The sequence below is a fragment of the Rhodococcus sp. MEB032 genome, assembly GCF_030208925.1.
Lineage (GTDB): Bacteria > Actinomycetota > Actinomycetes > Mycobacteriales > Mycobacteriaceae > Rhodococcus_F > Rhodococcus_F qingshengii.
In genome coordinates this window covers 100,378-121,634 of the sequence record NZ_JARVSY010000003.1, presented here as the reverse complement: position 1 = coordinate 121,634, position 21,257 = coordinate 100,378, and the positions used below count along the sequence as shown (strand labels likewise).

Here is a 21,257-nt window from a genome sequence, read left to right as displayed (position 1 = left end):
ATGTCGCAACCCCCACCTAGGAATGACATTCGGTGCACGCAGCCTGCATCGCTCCGCTCCGTCTCCGCGCACATGGCTCCGGACAGTTACCCTCGATCGATGCACCCTCTCCCCGAGACAGGACAGTTACCTCCCGGACCGATGGCTTTGCAAGTGGAACACCTCTGCATGGCGTTCGGCGCGAAAGTTGCTGTGAACGACCTTTCTCTTGCGGTGCCCTCAGGTTCGTTGTTCGGTCTGGTTGGCCCGAATGGTGCGGGAAAAACGACCACATTGTCGATGGCTGTCGGATTGCTTCGCCCGCACTACGGTCGCAGCCTGGTGTACGGCTACGACGTGTGGAACGACCCTGTGGCAGCGAAGAGTCTGCTCGGCGTTCTACCCGACGGTCTGGCGCTACCCGCCCAGTTCACCGGTCATGAACTACTCACCTATTTCGGGCGACTGCGCGGTATGCCAGAGGACGTCATCGCGTCACGACGCGACGAACTGTTGGCCGCGCTCGATCTCGCCGATGCAGGTGGAACGGTCATCGCCGATTATTCAGCGGGCATGACGAAGAAAATCGGGTTGGCCTCGGCCTTGTTGCACGGCCCTCGCTTACTGGTACTGGATGAGCCGTTCGAAGCTGTCGACCCCATTTCTTCGGCCGGAATTCGGAGCATTCTGCTCTCGTTCGTCCACTCAGGTGGCTCGGTCATTCTTTCCAGTCACGTGATGGCCCTTGTCGAACAACTGTGTACTCACATCGGAGTCATCGCAGACGGTCGCGTCGTGGCTTCAGGAACGGTCGACGAGGTGCGCGCAGGCAACACTCTCGACGAGGCATTCGTTCGCCTGGTCGGTAGCCGCAGTCCCAGTCCCGACGGACTGTCATGGATGCGCGCATGACCACCACCAGCTTTTCACCGACACACTGGAACCCGTCGGTCTCTGTGTGGCGCACTGTTCTCCGCATGCGCATGACCCTCTACAAACGTCAGTTCACCGGTGGAAGAGCTGTAATCAAGGTCATTGCAGCGTTGTTCGGGGTTCTGGGGGCAGCGCTACTGTGCCTACGAGCTTCGGGAAAGAACGGTGTTTCTCCCGATCTCGTCAGCGGCACAACCAGTCTCGCACTTTCGGCTATCGGCGTGATGTGGATCTTGATGCCGATCATGTCTGGTCTGTCAGATGACAATCTTCACCCCAGACATTTCCAGCTACTCCCCCTGGAACCCGTCCGACTCGCCAGAGCACTGTTCTCGACGTCGCTGGTCGGTATGACCGTGCCGATTACCGCGTTGGCTGCAGCAGCGATTCCAATTTATGCCGCTACACACCACCCTGCCGCACTGCCATTGGCCATTATCGCTTGGCCCGCAACGGTCCTGCTCATTGTCGGCACCTCACGGGTCGCGATGCTGGCGATGTCGCAGCTCCTGCGGAGTCGTCGCAGCCGCGAACTGGGACTGTTGGCATTCGGCACGTTCTTCGGCGGACTGTATCTGCTGCAATTTCCGCTGCAGAGTCGCCTCGGCACGGTCGTGGACGGCGACGTCACGTGGCCGCTCACGGTCGCGCATTCGATCCCGTTCGCGTGGGGAATCACCAGTGTCGACGCAGCAGCAGGAGGCGCCTGGCTCCTCGCCGCCGGAGCAGTCCTCGCCCTGGTGCTGGTCGATCTCGCACTGCTGTGGTCATGGCAACGCCTGGTCGTTCGCTACTTCAACGGGAAGGTCGCAGAATCAGCGGGCGCCACTTCCGTGCAATTGAAGAACCAGGGCCGCGACATTCGAACCGGTTGGCGCGCATCCCGACTGGGCACCGTCATCTCTCGCGAGCTTTCGCTCTGGCACGGAGACATGCGCCGACGAACACAACTGCTCTCCGTTGCCATCATGACCTTGGTCTCCGGCTTCGGACCGCTGATCTCGTCATCGATCCCCTTCTCCGCCGCATGGGGTGCCTGGTTCCTGATCTACCTGGCAATGGCAGCCGGATCGAATCTGTACGGATTCGACGGCGCATCGATCTGGCATCTGGTGATGATCCCCGAAGCCGCTGCCGCTGACGTCCGGGGCCGACAAATCGCGTGGGCGATCGTGACGACACCCTTCGTGGTCGTCGCAACAGCTGCTGTACGGATCTTCGGGGACCTCGGGACCGACCGACTGGCCGTGCCGCTCGCCGTCGGCATTTCGATGATGGGAGTCGGTGCAGGACTGGCAGTAGCGATATCCGCCAAAGCCCCCTACCCGGTCCCGGAGATGAAGAAGTCGTTCTCCCTCAACACCCGTGGATCCTTCAATGGCTCGTCCTTCGGACTGATCATCCTCGCCATCGTCATCTTCGCCGCGACAACGGCGCCCGGCGTGCTACTAGGAGCGCTGCTACCGAACCCGGTGAACTATTTCGCCATCCCTGTCGCTGTTGCGATTGGTGCACTTGGTGCTTGGATCGGAGGCCGCGTCGCGATCACCCGTATGCAACGCGAGCCGGATCGGATTCTGTTCGCGGTTACCACCGCATGATCGTTGCCCAGATAGTCCGAGAATTTCTGGGCGTCAGCGCAGTAGCCGCAACTTGCACCAAAAAACTCAGTCTGGGCAATCGGATTATCAGGGAGCCAGGTAGCGCAGCTCAACGGGTTCGGTCCTCGCATATCGCCGCCGGGCTTTCGTGACATAGCTTCCGCTCGAGCCGAACCATTGCCCTGGAAACATCGCACCACCAAGATGTTTGGCATGCCCCCGGAGCACTACGGTTCCGTACGTGTCGCCGAACGTCCCGGCCGATGCGGGAACTGCGCGCACCCCGCCCCTTCGCTGGAGCGTGGGTGGATCGAGCGCTGCCTCAGGTTCGCACCGCAGCCCGCTCGGTGTGCAGAAATCCTGGTGATGGACCACTACACCGGAGCGATGGAATTCTGCCGGTGCCGACATCCGTTCCACGGGTCCTGATCGCGCCGGATCCTCGAGATCCGCTGTCGAGCCGAGTCCCTCGGCGCCCCGGCTCAACAGCGAAATCACACCTGAATCAGCTCAGCGAGCTCAGCAGCGGCTCGAGAAGCTTGTAGAGCTCGAAGATTCCGATGATCGTTGAAATAGAACCCATGATGATCCTCCGTGATTCGTGAACTTTCCGTGACGTCGCGTCACAGGCAGAAAGCTAACAAACCCGGCATTCAAACGGGGACCTTGGATGTGTCCGGCAGATGAACTCCCTGCTCGGAGAAGCATTTTGGTGACCAGCGTCATGCTCATCGAGAAATGAGCCCCATCGTCACATCGCCTGACACCGACTGACGGTAGCAGCAAAAGTCTGCCCGTTGCGATCTGGCGATACATGGCACCATTTCCACCCCATCCGACTCTTGCTTTGTGCGCTGAATCCCATTACATTTCTCCACAATAACGGTACGCGTAACGAAATAACGAGACGGTCTACTTCACAGCCCGATATATCCAGTGCCACAACCCTTCCGGGCTCTTGGAGGGGCGGCGTTTCGTCGCGTCCATAAGCTCCTCACTCCCCGATCGAAAGAGAGCACGATGACCACAGAGAGCGTCTCCGGCAATCAGCCGCGACCGGTAGCAACTATCGCAAGCCTGACCCTGCTGATCGCTGCCGTGGCCGCGCTCGAAAGCATCATCGTCCCCGCACTCCCCCTGATACAGAGAGACTTCGGAGTGACGGCCGACGTCGGAGCGCTCGCATCCGTCGCTCTGACGTTGAGCACTGTCCTCGTCACGCCGATGGCCGGGCGAATAGCCGACGTGTACGGCGCCCGCCCCACCTTGCTCGCGATCACGACAATCGTTGTCCTGGGCGGCAGCGTGTCCGCTCTCGCAACGATCTTCCCGCTGTTCGTCCTCGGCCAATTTCTCCAGGGATTCGGGCTCGGGTTGCTTCCCGTGAGCTTCGTGGTCCTACGACGCACTTTGTCCTCGGACCGACTGAAGACGGCCACGGGTTTGCTCGGGGCTGTCGTTGTGGCCGGCGGCGCTCTGGGAGTCGTATTGTCCGGGCCCGTCGCGGAAAACGTCTCACGCACCGCGATGTATGCAGTTCCGACCGCGTTCGTTTTGCTCGGCGCAATTGCTTTTGCCGTGAGCACACCACGAGATCACATGTCGAACGTCGGCGGCCGACTCGATTGGCCGGGAGCGGGCGGATTGGCTCTTGGATTGTTGACGCTGACGGCGTGGCTGGCGAGCGCATCGAGCAACGGGTGGGGCGCACCGACGTCGATGCTGCTGGTTCTCGCTTCCGCTGCCGTGTTCACGATCTGGGCCAGGTATCAGAGCCGGACAACCGAGCCGATGGTCGACCTGACGATGATGCGGCATCGTTCGATGTGGAGCGCCGTGGTCGTCGGCGTGGTTTTCGGGTTCACCTACGGCGCTGTTGTCTATCTACTTCCGCAACAACTCGCCGTGCCGGCAGAGAGCGGATTCGGCCGCGGTGCATCGACAAGTGCCATCGGAATCCTGCTGTGCATCGGTTACGGCGCAGCGGTCATCGCGTCGGTGATCTCCGGAAAGCTCGCACAACGGGTCGGCACGAAAGCCATTGCGGTAGCGGGGGTTGCCTTCCTCGGCCTGAGCGGCGCCGTCGGGGTCTTTGCAACCACGATGTGGCAGATCGTTGTGGTGCTGATCCTTGCGGGTACCGGCGTTGCCGCCGCGTCGACGGCAGTGTTCGTCATCTCCGCCGACAGCGCACCGGCAGACCGCGTAGGTGTCACGACGGCAATAGTCACGATCGCCAGATCGCTGGGTTCTGCTGTGGGAACCCAAATTGCCGCCGGGATCATCGCGAGCGCGACTTCATCCGGCGGCCTTCCCCAGCACTCGGCATTCGCCACAGCTTTCGGAGTGGCGGCAATCGTTGCGATTGTCGGACTCGTTGTCGCGGTGACGATGCCGAAACCGGCATCAACCGATGTTCAGTGGTCGTCCTCGTCCTCATCGAAGTCTGCGACTCCGCGCTTCCAGTAGCCCGTGATCAGGTGGTCGCCCGAACTCAGGCCGAGTTCGTCGCGCACGAATCTGCGAATGGGCTTGAGACTGGTGGCCTCACCGGAGATCCAGGCGTAGACACGCTCACCTTCGGGCACGGTGACCGTCCGTACTGCCTGCTCGAGCAGATCCGAGTGACCGGCTGGGACGTCACCGCGGTGCAGCCATCGCACCTCGACGCCTTCCGGAACAGTGAGTTCGATTTCCTGTGAAGGGTCGGTGATCTCGACGAACACCCACCCGGCGGCAGCAGCGGGCATCATCTCGAGCCAACGAGCAATGGCAGGAAGGGCGGTGATGTCACCGGCCAGCAGATAGCGGTCGTACGTCCACGGAACCACGACGCCACCGGGCGGACCTGCCACGTGCACCCGAGTGCCGACGGTCGCCGCCTGAGCCCAATCAGAGGCGTACCCACCTTCGTGGAGCGCGAAGTCGAGGTCCAGCTCCCCCGCCTTGGCGTCGTATCGACGGACGGTGTACTCACGCGAGATCGGCAATGGACGAGGCCACTTCAGGCTGAATCCGTCGCGTTCGGGTAGACGTAAAGTTCCGTCTGCATCCGGGTAGACCAGGCGAACATGCTCGTCGGGAGCGTGCGATTCGAAGCCCGCCAACTCCGGTCCACCCAAGGTCAGACGCAACAGTCCGGTCCCGACCATTTCGCTGCGAACAACTTCGAGTTCGCGAATGCCGATGGGGTACGGCACTTTTGCGCCGGTGGTTCCCGCCAGAACTTCGGCGATGGTCGCGAGGTGGTCTCCTCGGTTCATGAACTACCTTCCTTTTCCGGCGGAGCATTCCCCACCGGCACAGTGTTTTCGGAGAGATCGACTTCGTTGATCTCCGAAGTTACCCGGCGCACCGAACCCAATGCTGCCAGGAGCACCAGGCCCAGTGTCACACCGGCGAGCCCCAAGACCAGTAGCGCGGCGCCAGGCTCGAGCCACTGCCCGAGGAACCCGGCTGCCATCGAACCGATCGCCGTACCCGTGACGGCTTGCACCATCCACAGACTGGACACGCGTCCGCGCAATTCGTCCGGAGTGTTCTGTTGAAGGACTGCAAATCTCAGAATGTCGTTGAGTGCGCGGCCGAGGCCGAATCCGGCCAGGCCCAGGAACGCGACAATCGCTGCTCCCGACGCACCCAGTACCACCAGGCCGAGAGGCATCAGCGCAACAGAGATCAACATCGCGGCGCCGTTGCGGTGGACTCGTCCGGTCCAACCGCTGGTGAGGGAACCGACCACAGCGCCGACAGCGGGGGCGCCGTAGAGCAGACCGAGCATGGTGGGTCCGCCGCCGAGGACCTGGTCGACGAAGGCAGGCAGCAACACCATCGGCCCGCTGACGAACATGACCAACAGACCGCTGATCAGGATGCCGCGAATGACTGTGTGCGTGCCGGCGAATTTCACGCCGGTCACCAGCGCGCGCATCGGGCTTTCGTGATTCGTGCCCGGTGCAGGAGAAGGGCCGATGGCTTGGAACAACGTGACAGTTGCTGCGGTGGCCACCGCAGCAACAAAGTATGTCGCGGGAATGCCGCCGGAGGCGATGATCACGCCGGCGATTGCCGGCGAGATCATCGTCCCGATGTCGGTGGTCAGCGCTACCAAAGCGCCGGCCGCAGCCATCTTGTTGCGCGGCAACAACGTCGGCATCAAAGCCATCAAGGCCGAGCTGCTGACACCGCCGGCCAATCCGTCGACAGCTGCCGCGACGTAGATGACCCACATCGACGGGTGTGGCAAGAGCGCATTGCACCCGAGAATGACAAAGCCGAGACCCGCAGCACTGCGGGCCAACTGGATGGTGCGTCGCCGATCGTAACGGTCAGCGAGCACGCCGCCGAACAGGCTGCCGAAGAACATGGCGATGGCCATCGCCGTGGACACTCCGGCAACCTGCAAGGTCGAGCCGGTGAGCTGGTACGTCTGCGCGGGGACGGCTACGACGAGCAGTCCGATCCCGAGCAGCGAGATCAATCGCGCGGAAAAGGCGTACCTGAAGGGACGGCTGGTCCGCAAGGGTGAAACATCGATCACCAGCCCACCGAATCGAGTCATGCGAAGGTCTGGCCGATCAGGTCGAGGGTAGCCATTGCGCCGTCGTAGTCAGGACGGTAGCTGCTGGCGGGGAGCTCGAACGTCGTGCCTGCCTTGAAGGACGGCAACTGCGAGTAAAGCGGATCGGTGGCAAGTTCGGCCATCGGGCGACCGGACACCGGAATCACAAAGGCGACAGGAGCATCGGCGACCTGCGAGAGCAGTTCCGGGCTGACCTCGAACGAGTCACCCGAGCCGAAGAGCTGCGGGTTGCCGGCCTTGGCCATGACGTCGTCGGCCTTGAAACCGAGCTCGGCGAGCATCGCGGGCAGCGCGGCCGTCGGCGGAACGAGGTACGGCTTGTTGCTCGAGACCGAGAGGAAGTAGACGACGTTGCCCTCGGGAACCTTGATCTTGCCCTTGACCTCTTTGACCTTGTCCTCGTATGCGCTCATCAGCGCCGGAACCTGGTCGGAACGGCCCGCCGCGTCGGCGACGATTTCGAGCTGCTTGTCCCACGCGGCGACCGTCTTGGGGACCAAGACGGTGGGTGCGATAGCAGTGAGCTGATCGTAGAGTTCCTCGGACTGAACGGAGGTGATTCCCTGGCCACCGCCGATGATCAGGTCGGGCTCAGCCGCCGCGACGGCTTCGATGTTGAGCTGCTCGCCGGCCGGCAATTCCTTGGTGCCCTGCGCCTTTGCGGCGTCCGCCCAAGCCGGCGGGAATCCACCGTCGAGGTTCGTGACACCGAGGACGCGGGTATCGGTGGCAACCACCGGTGCGTCCAGGGCATACAGGTATCCGGCGAGACCGCCGCTCAGAACCACGATGCGCTCCGCCGACGCGGGCACGGTGACCGAGCCCTTCTCGGTCTCGATCACGCGGGTCGTGGGCTCTGCAGCCTTGGTCGGTTCGTCGTTCGAATCGCTACTGCAACCGATCATCGCCACGAGTGCGACGATCAGCAACCCTGCGATGGCGACGAATCGTCGCCAACTCCGTATCGCGAGGGGCGGTGTGGACTTCATCATTGAGCTCCCATTGTGTTTCAACTGTGTGGTTTTCGAACTATGTGGCCGTGCGTTTCGACAAATGGCTGTCGAGCAGCGGGGCGATCGCCGCCCACCCGGCTGGGGTCACCAATCCGGCGTGGTCGTACGGCAGATGGTGTACTGCCATGTCCCGGTCCCCGCGGACTCTGCGCCAGCGATCGGCCAGCAGCTGTCCGGACGCCTCGGCGTCGGCGGTGATCAGAGTAACCGGTCCGTCGTAGGTTGTGTCGGTCGAACTGGCCACGAGCAAACGAGTGGCATCAAAACCCGCCCGAACAGCGTCGACCAGTCCCGGTGCCTGAGTGAGGATCTCGGGTGGCAGGGCGGCGGCCAGATCTCGGTCGTCGGCATCGTCGCGACCGCGATCGTCACGATCTCCCAGTGGATGAGTATCGATCAGACCGGCGAACTCCACTGTCTCGCCGATATCGACCAGCTGAGCCGCCATCGCGGCAACGACGTTGCCACCGAACGAATAGCCGAGCAGGTGGTACGGCCCGCTCGGTTGCACGCCGCGAATCGTGTCGACGTACATCGCTGCCAGTTGGTCCACGTTCGTCGGTTCGAGTGGCTCCCCGGCAACTGTGGGCAGTTGCAGGCCGAACAGTGGACGGTCGGCCTCGAGAACACCGGTCAAAGGCGCAAAGGGCCAAGCGAATCCACCGGCCGGATGCACGCAGAACAGTGGTTCTCCGCTGCCTTCGGCTCGCAGTGTCAGGAGGCGATCACGACTCAGATCGATTTCGGACGCCGACTCGTCAAGGTGTGCTGCGAGCTCGGCGACTGTCGGACGGGCCATCAGCGTTGCCACACCGACGCTCACCGACAGGTCGTGCTCCATCTCCCCCACCAGTCGCATTGCTCGAAGCGAGTCGCCGCCGAGATCGAAGAAACTCTCTTCGGGATCGACTGCCTCGACGCCGAGTACCCGCGCAAAGACCTGGCACAGTTGCCTTTCCATCTCGGTTCGCGGTGCTCGGGCCGCTACTCGGGCGGGGGGTGCCGGCAACGCACCGCGGTCCAGTTTTCCGTTGGGCGTCAGCGGAATCGAATCCACGACGACGATGTCCGACGGAACCAGGTGTGCCGGTACGCGTTCCCGCAACGCAGCTCGCAGATCGGTTGAATCGGCACCGGGTTCTTCGATGACGTAGCCGACCAGTCTCGGCGGCGCACCGCCTTCGCTACGGACGGACGCTGCCGCTCGCAACACTCCCGGCAACGACGCCAACGCGGATTCCACTTCACCCAATTCGATCCGAATGCCTCGGATCTTGACCTGATGGTCCGCGCGACCCAGGTATTCGAGTTCACCGTCGCGACGACGCAGTACGACATCACCCGTGCGGTACATGCGCTTGCCGACGGAGTAGGGATCAGCAACGAACACAGCGGAGGTCAACGCGGTCCGGTGAAGGTAACCCATCGCCGTTCCGTCTCCGGACATGTACAGCTCGCCCGCCGCTCCGATCGGTACCTCCCGCAGACCCGAATCGAGTACCCGCGCAGACGCGTTCAGAATCGGACGACCCAAGCAGGGTGTCTCGCTCCCCTGAACCGGGGATCCCATCGCGTTGATCGTGAACTCCGTCGGCCCGTAAAGGTCGTACCCGTCGACACCGTCCTGATCGCGCAATCGCGACCACAACTCGGCAGGTACAGCTTCTCCGCCGAGCATCACCAACACCGGCGTCCGCTCACCGTCGAGGAGACCGGCGGCCATCAGTTCCCGTGCATACGAGGGGGTTACATTCACGACGTCGATACCGACTTCGCGGTAATGCTTCACCAGAGACGCGGGGTCCAGTCGCGCCTGCTCGTCGATCACGTGAACTTCGTGCCCCGCGAGCAACCAGAACAGTTCCTCCCACGACATGTCGAACGAGAACGAGACCGTATGCGCGATGCGCAGACGTCGGCCACCCACACTGTTTTCGGTCGGAGTGAATATCTCGGCCTTGTGATTGTGATACATCGTCGTCAACCCGCGGTGACCCACCACGACGCCCTTGGGTCTTCCGGTACTGCCCGAGGTGTAGATGACGTAGGCAGGCTGGTCCGGTGAGGTCGGCCCGCAGACCGCGGCCTCGTCGACAACTGGTGCCGAAGACTGCCCGTCGAGTACCCCGGCCACGTCCGGGTCGTCGAGTACCAGACATGCCTGTCCATCGGGAACAACGAGGTCACGCGTCCGAGTCGTGGTGACTACCAGCGCCGCATCGCTGTCGAGGATGAGTTCGCGCAGGCGTGCCGGTGGGTGAGCCAGATCCAAGGGAAGGTAGGCCGCTCCGGTTCTCATGACGGCGAAGATCGCGACGACGTGATCGGCAGTACGCGGAAGCGCGAGCGCGACAACACGGGTCGGTCCCCCGCCTGGTACCGACTGCCCCAGCGCCGAAGCGAGTATCCGTGCCAGTCTGTCCACCCGAGAGTTCATCTCGGCTGCGCTCAGTGTGACGTCTCCGAAGACCAGCGCCGTCTCGTCCGGAGTTGCCGCTGCCCTTTCGCGCAGTAGTGCGTCCACGCTACCGCCGGCCTGGTCCGGCCGTGGCATCACGACGTACTCCGAAGCGAATTCCGCGGGGGTGCGCGAAAGCGGAACCGCCGTGTCCGCCACCGTGGCGGTATCGGAATTCGCCATCACTTCGAGAATCGTGATGGTGCGGGACAGGATGTCCTGAGCCACGTCGTGCGGAATCAGGTCAGGACGGTTTTCGAGTGTGAGCGCCATCGCCGCGTCCCCGACACCCGGATCCACGTCGAGCGTGAGCGCATAGTGCGTGCCGTCCACCGCATCGAACCCGACGATTCCACTGCGACCGAACGTGTCTCGACGTGCCTGTTCGTCGCGAGGGGTGTTGCGGAAAACGTAGAGCGTGTCGAAGAGCGTGGCGAACCCTGCACTTCGCTGCACGTCGCCGAGCCCGAGATGGTGATGCCCCAGCAGCGAACCTTGTTCACGGAACAGGCGTCCGAGCAACGCCGAGATCTCCTCGCCTGGCCGGACCCGGACACGCACGGGAATGGTGTTGAGCGCCAAGCCCACCATGCGGTCGGCGCCCTCGACCTCGGGTGAACGTCCCGAAACCGTCGATCCGAAGACCACGTCGTCACGGCCCGTCACGGCGCGCAATGCCAGGCCCCACGCCGCAGAAACCACGGTGGACAGCGTCACTCCGCTACGTCTGGCCAGCTCGCGTACGTGCTCGGTGATGCTCTGTTCGAGCTGAACCCGGGTGAACACCGGCAACGGAGCGCGCCCGCCTGATCCCGTACCACCCACGAGTGTGGGTTGCTCGAGATCCGCGAGGTAGTCCTTCCAGGACGAGATGGCGTCCGTGCGATCCGCTTCGGCGATCCATCGCAGGTGATCACGGAAGTCCGCAGGCTTGTCGAGCGCGCCGTCGAGTCCAACCGGGTCCGTGCCGTGTGTGCGAGCAAACTCGTAGAGCGCAAACAACTCCGCGTACATCAAGGTCTGCGACCAACCGTCGGTCAGCAGGTGGTGCTGAGTGAAGACGAGGTGCGCTCCCCCACCTGGCAACCAGACCAACACCATTCGAATGAGTGGCGGCGCACTCAAGTCGAACAGCCTGCCGAATTCGGCCTCGTCGACGGCGCGGACCTCGATATCCAAGTCCTCGGGTGCGACTGCGCTCAGATCGATTTCGCGGAAAGGCATTTCGGCTGCCCTGGGCACGAACTGCACCGGAGCGTCGAAACCGGCGTGTGTGAAGCCGGCCCGCAGGTTCGGATAGCGCCGCAAGAGCGCATCCCCCGCTGCTCGGATTGAGCGAACGTCGACGGCGGCATCGGCGGAGAACTCGAATCGCGGCTGCATGTGATAGACATCCGTGCCGCCGGCGCCGTCGAGAACCGACTGGAAGTACATGCCTTCCTGCAAGGGACCGAGTGGCAGCACGTCCTGCCAGCCCGGGCTCAGCGACTCGAGCCGTGCCCGACGATCCGCATCGACGGCCACGAGCGGACTCTGCACGCGATCCGGCGCGGTGTCGGGCAATGCCTTCCGGTCCACCTTCCCGTTGAGGGTGAGTGGTAGTGCCTCGAGCACCGTGATGGTCTGCGGCACCATGTGTTCGGGTAGGAGCCGCGCAATCTCCTTGCGCACCAGTACCGAATCGAGCGTGGTTGCACCTTCGGGAACCACATACCCGTGCAAACTTCCGGTACCCGCCGCATCGACGCGAACGGTGGCTGCCGCGCGAAACACACCTGCCACCGATCCGAGCGCGCCTTCGACTTCGCCGAGCTCGATGCGGAAACCGCGAACCTTCACCTGATCGTCCGCACGACGAAGGAAGTGCAAAACCCCTCGCCGGCGTCGGACCAGATCGCCGGTGCGGTAGAGGCGTGCCCCCGGCAGAGAAGGATCGGCGACGAACCGAGCGACGGTCAGATCGGGGCGGTTCAGGTATCCGCGGACCACCTGCGCACCGCCCAGATACAGCTCGCCCGCAACGCCTTCCGGAACCTCACGCAGGTCGTCGTCGAGGATTCGCACGTGCACATCGGTCCAGGGCTGACCGATCGTGACTCGGTCGCCGGTCGTGATGACCGAAGATGTCGCCCACACCGTGGCCTCGGTGGGTCCATAGACATTCCGGACCGAAGCAGCGTTGGCCACCAGATCGTCGGCCAGATCCTGCGGGAGGGCTTCCCCTCCCACCAGGGCTCGCACCATGGCGAGTCCGACTGCGTTCTCGTGTTCGGTGACCACTCGCCACAGCGCCGGCGTTGCCTGCATCACTGTCGCATCGCTTGCGATGATCAACGCCGACAACGCATCCGGGTCGCGAACCGTCCTGCGGTCTGCGATCACGACAGTCGCGCCCGCCGCGAGCGGGCACAGCAACTCGAGTGCCGCGATGTCGAACGACACCGTTGTCACCGCGACGATGCGATCGCCCGGCCTGATCCAGCAATCCTCGAGTACCGTGTCCGCGAAGGCTGCGAGGTTGCCCGTCGAGACCATCACGCCCTTGGGGCGACCCGTCGAACCGGAGGTGTGGATCATGTAGGCGAGGTGATCACCCGCCGCGGGCGGCGGAGGAAGCACGACACCCGAGTTGGTGAACTCACCGTCCACGAAGACACTCGTGGCGACCGTCAACGGAAGTTGCCCGGCGCTGTCGATACTGGTCAGGACACACACCGGAGCCGCGTCCTCGATCATGAACTCGAGCCGCTCAGTCGGGTAATCGACGTCGAGTGGCAGGTACGCAGCGCCGATGCGCAGTACCGCGAGCAGTCCGGCCACCAGATCCGCATTTCGATCCAGCGCGACGGCGACTACCTTCTCGGGTCCGGCGCCGACCGCGAGAAGTTCGCGGGCCAGCTCGTCGACGCGCGCCGACAGTTCCCCGTAGGTAATTCCGACCTCGCCGGAGATCACCGCGATGTCGTCGGGGTGGCGGCTGACGTGTCGAGCGAACAACTGCGAGATCCCCGACGGCGGCGTCGCGCGTCGGCCCGGGTCGCGATCCGGCTTGTTTTCCGCCAGTCGCAGATCCGCGACGACAGTGCTGATTTCGTGACCGAGGACCGCGATCACACCGTCGAGCAATGCGTCCGCAGTCGCGGCGTCGAACAGCCCGGCATCAACCGTCAATCGAAGTTCTGTTGCGGTTCGGACGAATTCGAGGTCGACGCTCTTTCCAGGCGAGTGACCGACACGGGCAGCGAACAGGCTGCTCGTCGGACGCCCGAGTAGATCGGCGATTCGGTCGAGGCTGACATCGGAATGCGCAAGTGCCTCGGTGACAGCGTTTTCGACTCGCCGAACGACATCGGCAATTCTCGGCCGACCGGACAGGTCGACCCGAATCAGGGTGTCAGTCCCTTCCGAGACCAGTCCGACCGCAAGGTCCCGACCACCGCCGAAGCTGTTCAGCGTCGCCGCCACGGCGGCCAACAGCACCGCGTCGAATCCTGGTTCGTCACCGAACCGGGCATCGCGTAGCTGACGGAGGTAGGTGTGCGGGCGGTACTCTTCGCCGCGCGGGCGGTCATACGGAAGGTCCGTTTCGAGGGGCAGGTCCGCGAGCGTGCGAACCCAGTACCGCTCGTGATCAGGATTTCCCGCCACCGCCGGGGCGCGGAACGTCGCCACGGTCACGACGGGTCGATCGACGCCAACGACCGAATCCGGCGAGAACTTCGTCCGATCGACGCGTGCGGCCACGGCAAGACCGAGGGGGGTCGGGGTGTCGAAGACATCCGAGACGACGACGCGAATTCCCAGCTTGCGTAGGCTTCCCACCAACCGCATCGCAGTGAGCGAGTGACCGCCGAGAGTGAAGAAATTGTCGCCCGGATCGACGTCGGGAATCTCCAACACCGTTGCGACACAGGCGCACACTGCATCCACGACCGCGGGATCGACATCGATCGCAGGTTCGGACGCGGCCACCTTTTTCGTGACAGCGACATTTTTCGCGGCAGACACCGCATCGGCAACGGACGCTGCCTGTCGGACTACCGTGAGCACCGCGGATGCGGGAGCTGTCGGCTCGGTCAGCAACCCACGCAGGATCTCCGCGAGCCGTGTGACCATTCGCTCCGCCGTGGCGTCGGAGACAACTGCCGGATCGTGGTACAGAACCAGATCCAGACCGGTGCTCGGCGGCGCCATCAACGTCATCGGATAGTGCGTGACTCCGCGGTTGGTGAATCCCTCGACCCGCAGTGTGTGCGATGCAGGCTGTCCTGCACCGGAGTTCGGGAAGTTCTCGAACACCAGGAGCGTGTCGAACAGTTGCCCGATTCCGGCGATGCGTTCGATCTCGGCCAAACTGGTGTGTTCGACGTCCACGATGTCGAATTGGGCGTTCTGGAGATCGACGAACTGATCGAGCAAAGGCCGGTCCGCGACGATGTCGAGGCGGGCCGGAATCGTGTTGCTGAACAACCCGACCATTCCCTCCACCCCCGAGAGTTCGGCAGGTCGGCCGGACACCGTGGCCCCGAACACGACGTCCCACTGTCCTGTCGCTTCGGCGAGCGCTGCTGCCCACGCACCCTGAACCAGGGTGTTGACCGTCAGCGCTCGCGCACGGCCGAGTTCGATCAGCGCTTCGGCGTCCGATGTCGCGAGAGGAACCTCGAGCGCGACGGGCACACTTCGCGGCGCTCCGGCATCGGCAACGAGAGTCGGCGCGGTGAGCCCACGCAAACGCTCGCTCCACGCTGCGCGGGCAGAGTCCTGATCACGGCCGGCGATCCATGCCAAGTAGTCGCGATACGGCGTCGGCGCAGGGAGGCGGCTGTCGCCGTCGTGGTAGACGTTCATCAGCTCGCGCAGGACGATCGGAGTCGACCAACCGTCGGTGAGCAGGTGGTGCGCGTTGAGGACCAAACGGTGCACCCCGCCGGGCAGCCGAACCAGTAGTGCACGCAGCAGAGGCGGTGTACTGACGTCGAAGACATGCTTGGCGGCCTCGTCCTCGAGCTGATCTGCAGAGCGGAATGCAGTGTCAGCTGGAACGGAGGTCAGATCGACCGAACGCCACTCGACTTTTGCGCCGCGCGGAATGATCTGAACGGGCCGTTCGAACTGCTCGTAGTGAAAAGCTGCGCGAAGGTTCGGGTGCCTGTCGATCACGGTCTCGAACGCGTCGGCCAACTTCGCCTCGTCCAGTGGCCCGGAGAGGTCGAAGCGTGCAGTGAGCGTGTAGACGTCTGCGACTCCGTCACGGACCGCATGGAACAGGAGACCTTCTTGTAGCGGCGAGAGCGGAAGGACGTCGGCAAGCGGTCCGTGGACGGCTTCGAGTTCGTTGATCCCTGCCTGATCGACCACCGCGCCCTGGCCGAAGATCGTCGCCGAGCAATCGGAAGGCGTCAAACCACCCTCGAAGAGCGCGGCATGCGCGGTCAGGGCAGCGAGCGCACGTTCCCAATGCTCTTGCAGCTCGACGATCGTCGCGCCGTCGAGCACTGAACCCGCCGCAGTCCATTCGACTGCCAGCGTCGTCGAGTCGTCCTCTCGGACAAATGCGTTGAGCGCCAGCACTTCCGACATAACCTTCGTCGCCGGCTCGATGACCGCGAATGGATCCTGCTCCGGCAATCGCCATCCGGTTCCGGGCAAGGACGGGAAGCGGCCCAGATAGTTGAGCAGCAGTTCGGGTGTAGCGCACGCGGAAAGGTCAGGTGCGGTGTCGGGATCCAGATGCCGCAGAACTCCATAGCCGACTCCGCCTCCGGGTACGGCGCGTTTTGCCTCCTTCACCGCACGAAGGAGATGCCCCGCAGCTGCTCCGCCGCTCAGTGCGTCGGCAAGATCGTCTGCGGTGAGCAGTGCATCGGTGGGAACCCGGACGGGGAACTCACTGGTGAACCACCCGATGGTTCCGGCGAAGTCGGTGTCGCTGGTGAGCGCGTCGCGGCCATGACCTTCGACGGTAACTGTCTGCGCGGGCAGCCCGATGAGGCCGCGGCCGTGCTGCCATGAGCGCAAGGCAAGCATCAAACCCGAGAGAAGCACTTCGTCGGCCTTGGCTCGATACGCCGCCGGAAGCGTGGTCAACAGCGCGTCGGTGACGGCCGGGGGCGCAATGGTTGTCGTGCGAGAGGCGGTTGCGGTCACGTCGATCTTCGGGTCGAGACGACGACTGCCGATCGGCTCGTCGTCCGCCTGTACCGACGCGGACTTCCAGTACTCGAGCTCTGACGCCCTGCTGCCAGAGGCCCCGAATTCCGCGAGCAACCCTGCGTATCGACGCCACGAACTTCCGCCTGCAGCCAACCGGGCCGACCTACGCTCGCGCGCTGCATCGGTAGCTTCGTGGAGGTCTGGAAGCAGAATTCGCCAGGACACACCGTCGACGATCAAATGGTGAGCCACGACGATCAATTGGTCGGGTCGACCGGCCTCGGTATTGACCAGTACGACTCGCAGGAGTTCACCGGCGCGTGGGTCGAGACTCGCCGCCGACGCCTCCGCGAGCTCTCTGATCCGGGACGGCTCGGAGGTGTCGGACACCTCGCGAACGAGTCCCTCGCTGCGCACTGCACCGGCGTCCCGGACGATCAATTCGGCAGTGCCGCTGTCGTTGTCACGGCGCAGGAGCAGGCGTAGAGCGTCATGGTGATCGAGGATCGTCTGCACGCCGGACTGCAGGTCACCCAGTGAAAGGCTGTCGTCGATGCGCACTGCGGTCCATTGCGCGTAGCCCGCGATTGCCTCGTCTGTCGGATTCTTGTCGATCAGTGCTCGAACGATCGGCGGGGCGATCACGGTGCCGGTCGCCACGTCCGCAACCGAGGCTACGGCGTCGGCGTCATCGGCAATCTCACGCGCCGCAGCGGCGATGGTTCCCAGATCTCGCTGTGCCAGTAGTTCTTTGGGAGCAACGATCAGACCACGCACCCGCAGTCGACTGCTGACACTGATTGCCGTGATGCTGTCACCACCGAGGCCGAAGAAATCCTCGTCCACGCCGACGCGTTCGCGGCCGAGCACCTCGGCCACCACGTCACAGAGGATTTCCTCGTGTGGTGTGGATGCAGCGCGACCTTCCGATTCGGCAGCCGGGGCAGGTAGTGCCGCACGATCGAGCTTTCCGTTCACCGTGACGGGCAGTTCGTCCAGAACGACGATTGCGGCGGGAACGAGATGATCCGGTACGCGACCGGCGAGGTCACGGCGCAATTCTTCCTGCGGCGGAAGCGTCGCGCCGGCGGCGGCTACAACGTAGCCGACGAGGCTGGGCCGTCCCCCATCCGTACGGATCAGCGCGGCAGCGGCGCCGATTCCGGGTACCGATCCGAGAACAGCCTCGACCTCGCTCAACTCGACTCGATGTCCGCGAATCTTCACCTGCTTGTCGCTGCGACCGATGAAGTCGTAGCCCCGCCCCGGCACCCACCGCGCCACGTCCCCGGCGCGGTACATCAGATCTCCCGGAGCCCCGAAAGGATCTGCGACAAAACGCTCGGAGGTCGCGCCGGCGCGGCCGAGGTAGCCCCTGGCCATTTGCGGTCCGGCCAGGTAGAGCTCACCTCGTTCACCGTCGGCGACCGGCTCGAGCGCGCTGTCGAGCAGGTACGCACGGGTACCCGCGAGGGGGTACCCGATACGCGGTCCGGCACCTTCGACCGTGGTCGCGATCGCGTCGACCGTCGTTTCGGTGGGGCCGTACAGGTTTCGAGCCGGAACACCGGATTCGATGATCGCGTCCCACAGTGCGGGCGGTGCCGCCTCGCCACCCACGACGAGGAGCTGCAACCGATGCGTACGCAGCAACCCGTTGTCCACCATCGCTGCCGCCATCGACGGCGTCGTGTCGACCACGTCGACGCGATCTCGCTCGAACGCCGCGACCAGAGCAACCGCGTCCTTCTGCAGTTCCTCGTCGTATACGTGCACACGATGACCACACAGCAGCCACAACAGTTGATCGAGAGACGCATCGAAGGCGAACGACGCTGTGTGCGCGGTGTGCAGTTGGCGGTTCCCGACGCGCTCGGCGGTGTCCCGGTAGATGGTGGCGCGATGGTGGTGAAGCAGGTGCGCCAATCCACCGCCTCTGACCAGCACACCCTTGGGCTTGCCTGTCGATCCCGAGGTGTAGATGACATACGCCAGGTGATCACCATGCCGTGCTGTCGCCAGTTCACCGAGTTCGAGTGGAAGCTCGGAATTAGCACGGAGTTCTTCGCGGACTGCGTCGGAATCGACGACGAGGGGGTCGGGCCGAAAACCTCCGACGAGTTGCTCGGCCAGAGTGGAAGTGGTGATCACGACCTTCGGCTGCGCATCGTCGATCAGATCTCGCAACCGCTCGGCCGGGTGCTGCGGATCCAGGGCCACGTACGCTGCGCCCGCGTTCAATGTCGCGAGCAGAGCCACCACCATCTCGGAAGTACGCGGAAGCGCAAGTCCGACAATGTCGTCCGGGCCGACATCGCGGGCCCGAAGCAACCGGGCGAGCTTGTGGACGCGGCCACCGAGTTCTTCGCCTGTCACTGTTTCGTCACCGCACACGAGGACTGTGTCATCCGCGTGCTCGACGACGATGCGGTCGAACACGTCGGGAACGAGTTCGACCGAGCCGGGCAGCGGTGCAGTTTCGCGGCCGGCGAGAATCCGCGCGGCTTCGGCCGCAGGCATCATCTCCACCTGACCGACGGCAGGATCTCCCTCCCCGACCATCGCGTTGACGATGCTGACGAAACCGGCGAGGCGACGCTGAACCGATTCCCGAGTATTGGTACGCGCGTCCACTTCGAATCCGAGTAGAACTTCGCCGTCCGCAATGGGCGTCACCGTCAAACCCAGGTCCTCCGGCGGTCCCCCGGCGACGTTACGCAGTACACCCACAGCGCCGGCGAAATCGAGGGCGAAGTCGAAAGCCTTGAGATTGATTCCGATCCCGTGAAGCAGTGCGCCGGTGCCGGCGACGCCCAGGTCCCGAGCAAGATTCTCACCGCGGTAGCGCTGGTGTGCGCGCAGGCTTTTCATCGTGGCGGCCACCTGCTTGCTCAGGTCACCGAGTCGATCGTGGCTGCGAATCGTCAACCGGAGAGGCAGAACGTTGACTGCCATGGCCGGCGTCTTGAGTGCCGTGCGGCCTACGCGCGCCATGAGTGGCATCGCGATGACAACATCCGTCTCGCCGAGCAGTCGGTGGAGAAACGCGCCGTAGCAGGCGATCAGTGCCTCGGCCCACGTTGTTCCCGTCGCGTCTGCCACCTCTTTGAGGCAGCTGAGGGCGTCGGCGGTAATGACCTCGCGAACCTGGATCGTTCGTTCCGCCGGACCGGTGACCTGCTGGCCGCGTCCGTCCAACGCGGGCAACGGCGTCAGGACATCACGCCAGTAGTCACGATCTTCCGCGAACTGCTCGCCAGCCCGGTACGCCTCGTCCTCGCTGACCAGATCTGTCATAGAACCGAATCGCGTTGGCGCGACCTCGGTTCCCTTCTTCGCGGCCGTGTAGTGCGCGGCGACTCGGCGCGAAATCATTGCTGCGCTGTATCCGTCGACGATCAGGTGGTGATAGAGCTGAATGCACCAGATCTCGCGATCGGAGAGCCTGATCAGCGAGTAGGTGTACAGCGGACGCTCCACCATCAGGCGGCAGTACTCGGACGCCCGGCTGCGCTCGGCGTCGACCAGTGCGTGCGCCACGGCTACGGGATCGCGCTCGTCACGGACGTCGGTGATCGGGATGATGCCAACCGGCTCGTCGGAGATGTACTGACGCGGGCCGTCCGCCGTCTCGATCATCCGCAGCCGCATGGTTTCGGCTTCACCGATCGTCGCCGTGATGGCGGCTGTCAGCAGTTCGGTGTCGATCGGTTCGTCGCCCGAGATTTCGAGCACCTCACCGACGAGGTAGCTCCGAGATTCGGGATCAAGCCTCTGTGCGTTCCAAATCCCGAGTTGAGCTCCTGTGAGAGCAAACGTAGCTTCGCTCGCCGCTCCGGAGTTCGAACCTGGAAGAACGCTCACACTGATCCCCTCGTCTGTGGACACACGTCACCCAAGGGTGACCTAACGTCGTTTTGGGTAGCCTAAACTAAATGTCAATGAATCGGGGAATCCGCCTCGCCGGTGACCCGAGAACCGACGGCTCCCGACGCGTCAATCAGAGGACACGCGCTTCTACAACCACTTGCGGGACAGTCTCTTTCGTGAATCGAAACGAGAAAGTGAAGGCTAGTCCATCAGCGTTGCCGCGACGGTTCCGCCCAGTTCATAACAACCATCGCGGACAGACTTGTCCACGCTCACAGTCACTTCGAGCGGATCCGCCACCGCGACCAATCCGAGCCCGGTGGCGAGTTTGCGCACCGAGGACACTGCACCGACAGTGTCGTTGTTGCCGTGAACCCACAGGCCGTACGGTCGATCCGAAACCGCGCCGAGGCATTGGTAGTACGTGGTGTCGAAGAAGTATTTCAGCGCGCCCGACATGTAACCGAAATTGGCGGTGGTTCCGAAAAGATAGCCGTCAGCAGCGAGGACGTCGGGCACCGTCGCCGCCAACGCCGGCATCACCTTCACCTCGACGCCCTCGATCTCGGGATCGCGAGCCCCGGCCAGGACCGCATCCAACAATTCGTGGGTTGTCGGCGAGGGCGAGTGGTGAACCACCAACAGAGTCTTCACACACCTGACAA

9 protein-coding genes are annotated in these 21,257 nt (G+C 63.6%); 3 read left to right on the top strand and 6 right to left on the bottom strand.

Translation table 11 applies throughout. From position 1 onward, the window contains the following. Positions 1–99: 99 nt before the first annotated feature. Both QRN54_RS05085 and QRN54_RS05080 read left to right on the top strand, forming a co-directional pair. On the top strand, positions 100–891 hold the full coding sequence (locus QRN54_RS05085; RefSeq protein WP_051649609.1) for an ABC transporter ATP-binding protein: 792 nt from the start codon (positions 100–102) through the stop codon (positions 889–891). Beyond that, the gene (locus tag QRN54_RS05080; RefSeq protein ID WP_058038847.1) at positions 888–2,513 is read left to right on the top strand and encodes a hypothetical protein; all 1,626 of its coding nucleotides are present in this window, start codon (positions 888–890) and stop codon (positions 2,511–2,513) included. The genes QRN54_RS05085 and QRN54_RS05080 overlap by 4 nt, the downstream gene beginning before the upstream one ends. Positions 2,514–2,600: 87 nt before the next feature. Here QRN54_RS05080 and QRN54_RS05075 read toward each other — a convergent pair whose 3' ends face one another. After that, on the bottom strand, positions 2,601–3,011 hold the full coding sequence (locus tag QRN54_RS05075; RefSeq protein ID WP_064444517.1) for a hypothetical protein: 411 nt from the start codon (positions 3,009–3,011) through the stop codon (positions 2,601–2,603). A 522-nt stretch (positions 3,012–3,533) separates the two neighbouring features. Here QRN54_RS05075 and QRN54_RS05070 point away from each other — a divergent pair. Beyond that, positions 3,534–4,982 carry an MFS transporter gene (locus QRN54_RS05070; RefSeq protein ID WP_285181694.1) on the top strand — a complete coding sequence of 483 codons (1,449 nt, stop codon included), beginning with the start codon at positions 3,534–3,536 and terminating at the stop codon, positions 4,980–4,982. Here QRN54_RS05070 and QRN54_RS05065 read toward each other — a convergent pair. The 5 genes from QRN54_RS05065 to QRN54_RS05045 all read right to left on the bottom strand — a co-directional run bounded on the left by QRN54_RS05065 (position 4,931) and on the right by QRN54_RS05045 (position 21,246). Then, entirely contained in the window at positions 4,931–5,776 is an 846-nt protein-coding gene (locus QRN54_RS05065) for a siderophore-interacting protein (protein WP_285181693.1), read from the bottom strand. The genes QRN54_RS05070 and QRN54_RS05065 overlap by 52 nt on opposite strands. After that, the gene (gene entS / locus QRN54_RS05060) at positions 5,773–7,074 is read right to left on the bottom strand and encodes an enterobactin transporter EntS (protein WP_007735127.1); all 1,302 of its coding nucleotides are present in this window, start codon (positions 7,072–7,074) and stop codon (positions 5,773–5,775) included. The genes QRN54_RS05065 and entS overlap by 4 nt, the downstream gene beginning before the upstream one ends. Beyond that, complete coding sequence (locus QRN54_RS05055) at positions 7,071–8,084, bottom strand: Fe2+-enterobactin ABC transporter substrate-binding protein (protein ID WP_003942170.1); 1,014 nt, start codon at positions 8,082–8,084, stop codon at positions 7,071–7,073. Before QRN54_RS05055 ends, entS begins: the two co-directional genes overlap by 4 nt. Positions 8,085–8,124: 40 nt before the next feature. After that, complete coding sequence (locus tag QRN54_RS05050) at positions 8,125–20,586, bottom strand: non-ribosomal peptide synthetase (RefSeq protein ID WP_285181692.1); 12,462 nt, start codon at positions 20,584–20,586, stop codon at positions 8,125–8,127. A 207-nt stretch (positions 20,587–20,793) separates the two neighbouring features. Then, complete coding sequence (locus QRN54_RS05045; protein WP_285181691.1) at positions 20,794–21,246, bottom strand: flavodoxin family protein; 453 nt, start codon at positions 21,244–21,246, stop codon at positions 20,794–20,796. Between the last annotated feature and the right edge of the window lie 11 nt (positions 21,247–21,257).

Coding starts and splice junctions, on each gene's coding strand:
- entS (WP_007735127.1), bottom strand. CDS start 7,074: ATGACTCGATTCGGTGGGCTGGTGATCGATGTTTCACCCTTGCGGACC.
- QRN54_RS05070 (WP_285181694.1), top strand. CDS start 3,534: ATGACCACAGAGAGCGTCTCCGGCAATCAGCCGCGACCGGTAGCAACT.
- QRN54_RS05085 (WP_051649609.1), top strand. CDS start 100: ATGCACCCTCTCCCCGAGACAGGACAGTTACCTCCCGGACCGATGGCT.
- QRN54_RS05080 (WP_058038847.1), top strand. CDS start 888: ATGACCACCACCAGCTTTTCACCGACACACTGGAACCCGTCGGTCTCT.
- QRN54_RS05055 (WP_003942170.1), bottom strand. CDS start 8,084: ATGAAGTCCACACCGCCCCTCGCGATACGGAGTTGGCGACGATTCGTC.
- QRN54_RS05065 (WP_285181693.1), bottom strand. CDS start 5,776: ATGAACCGAGGAGACCACCTCGCGACCATCGCCGAAGTTCTGGCGGGA.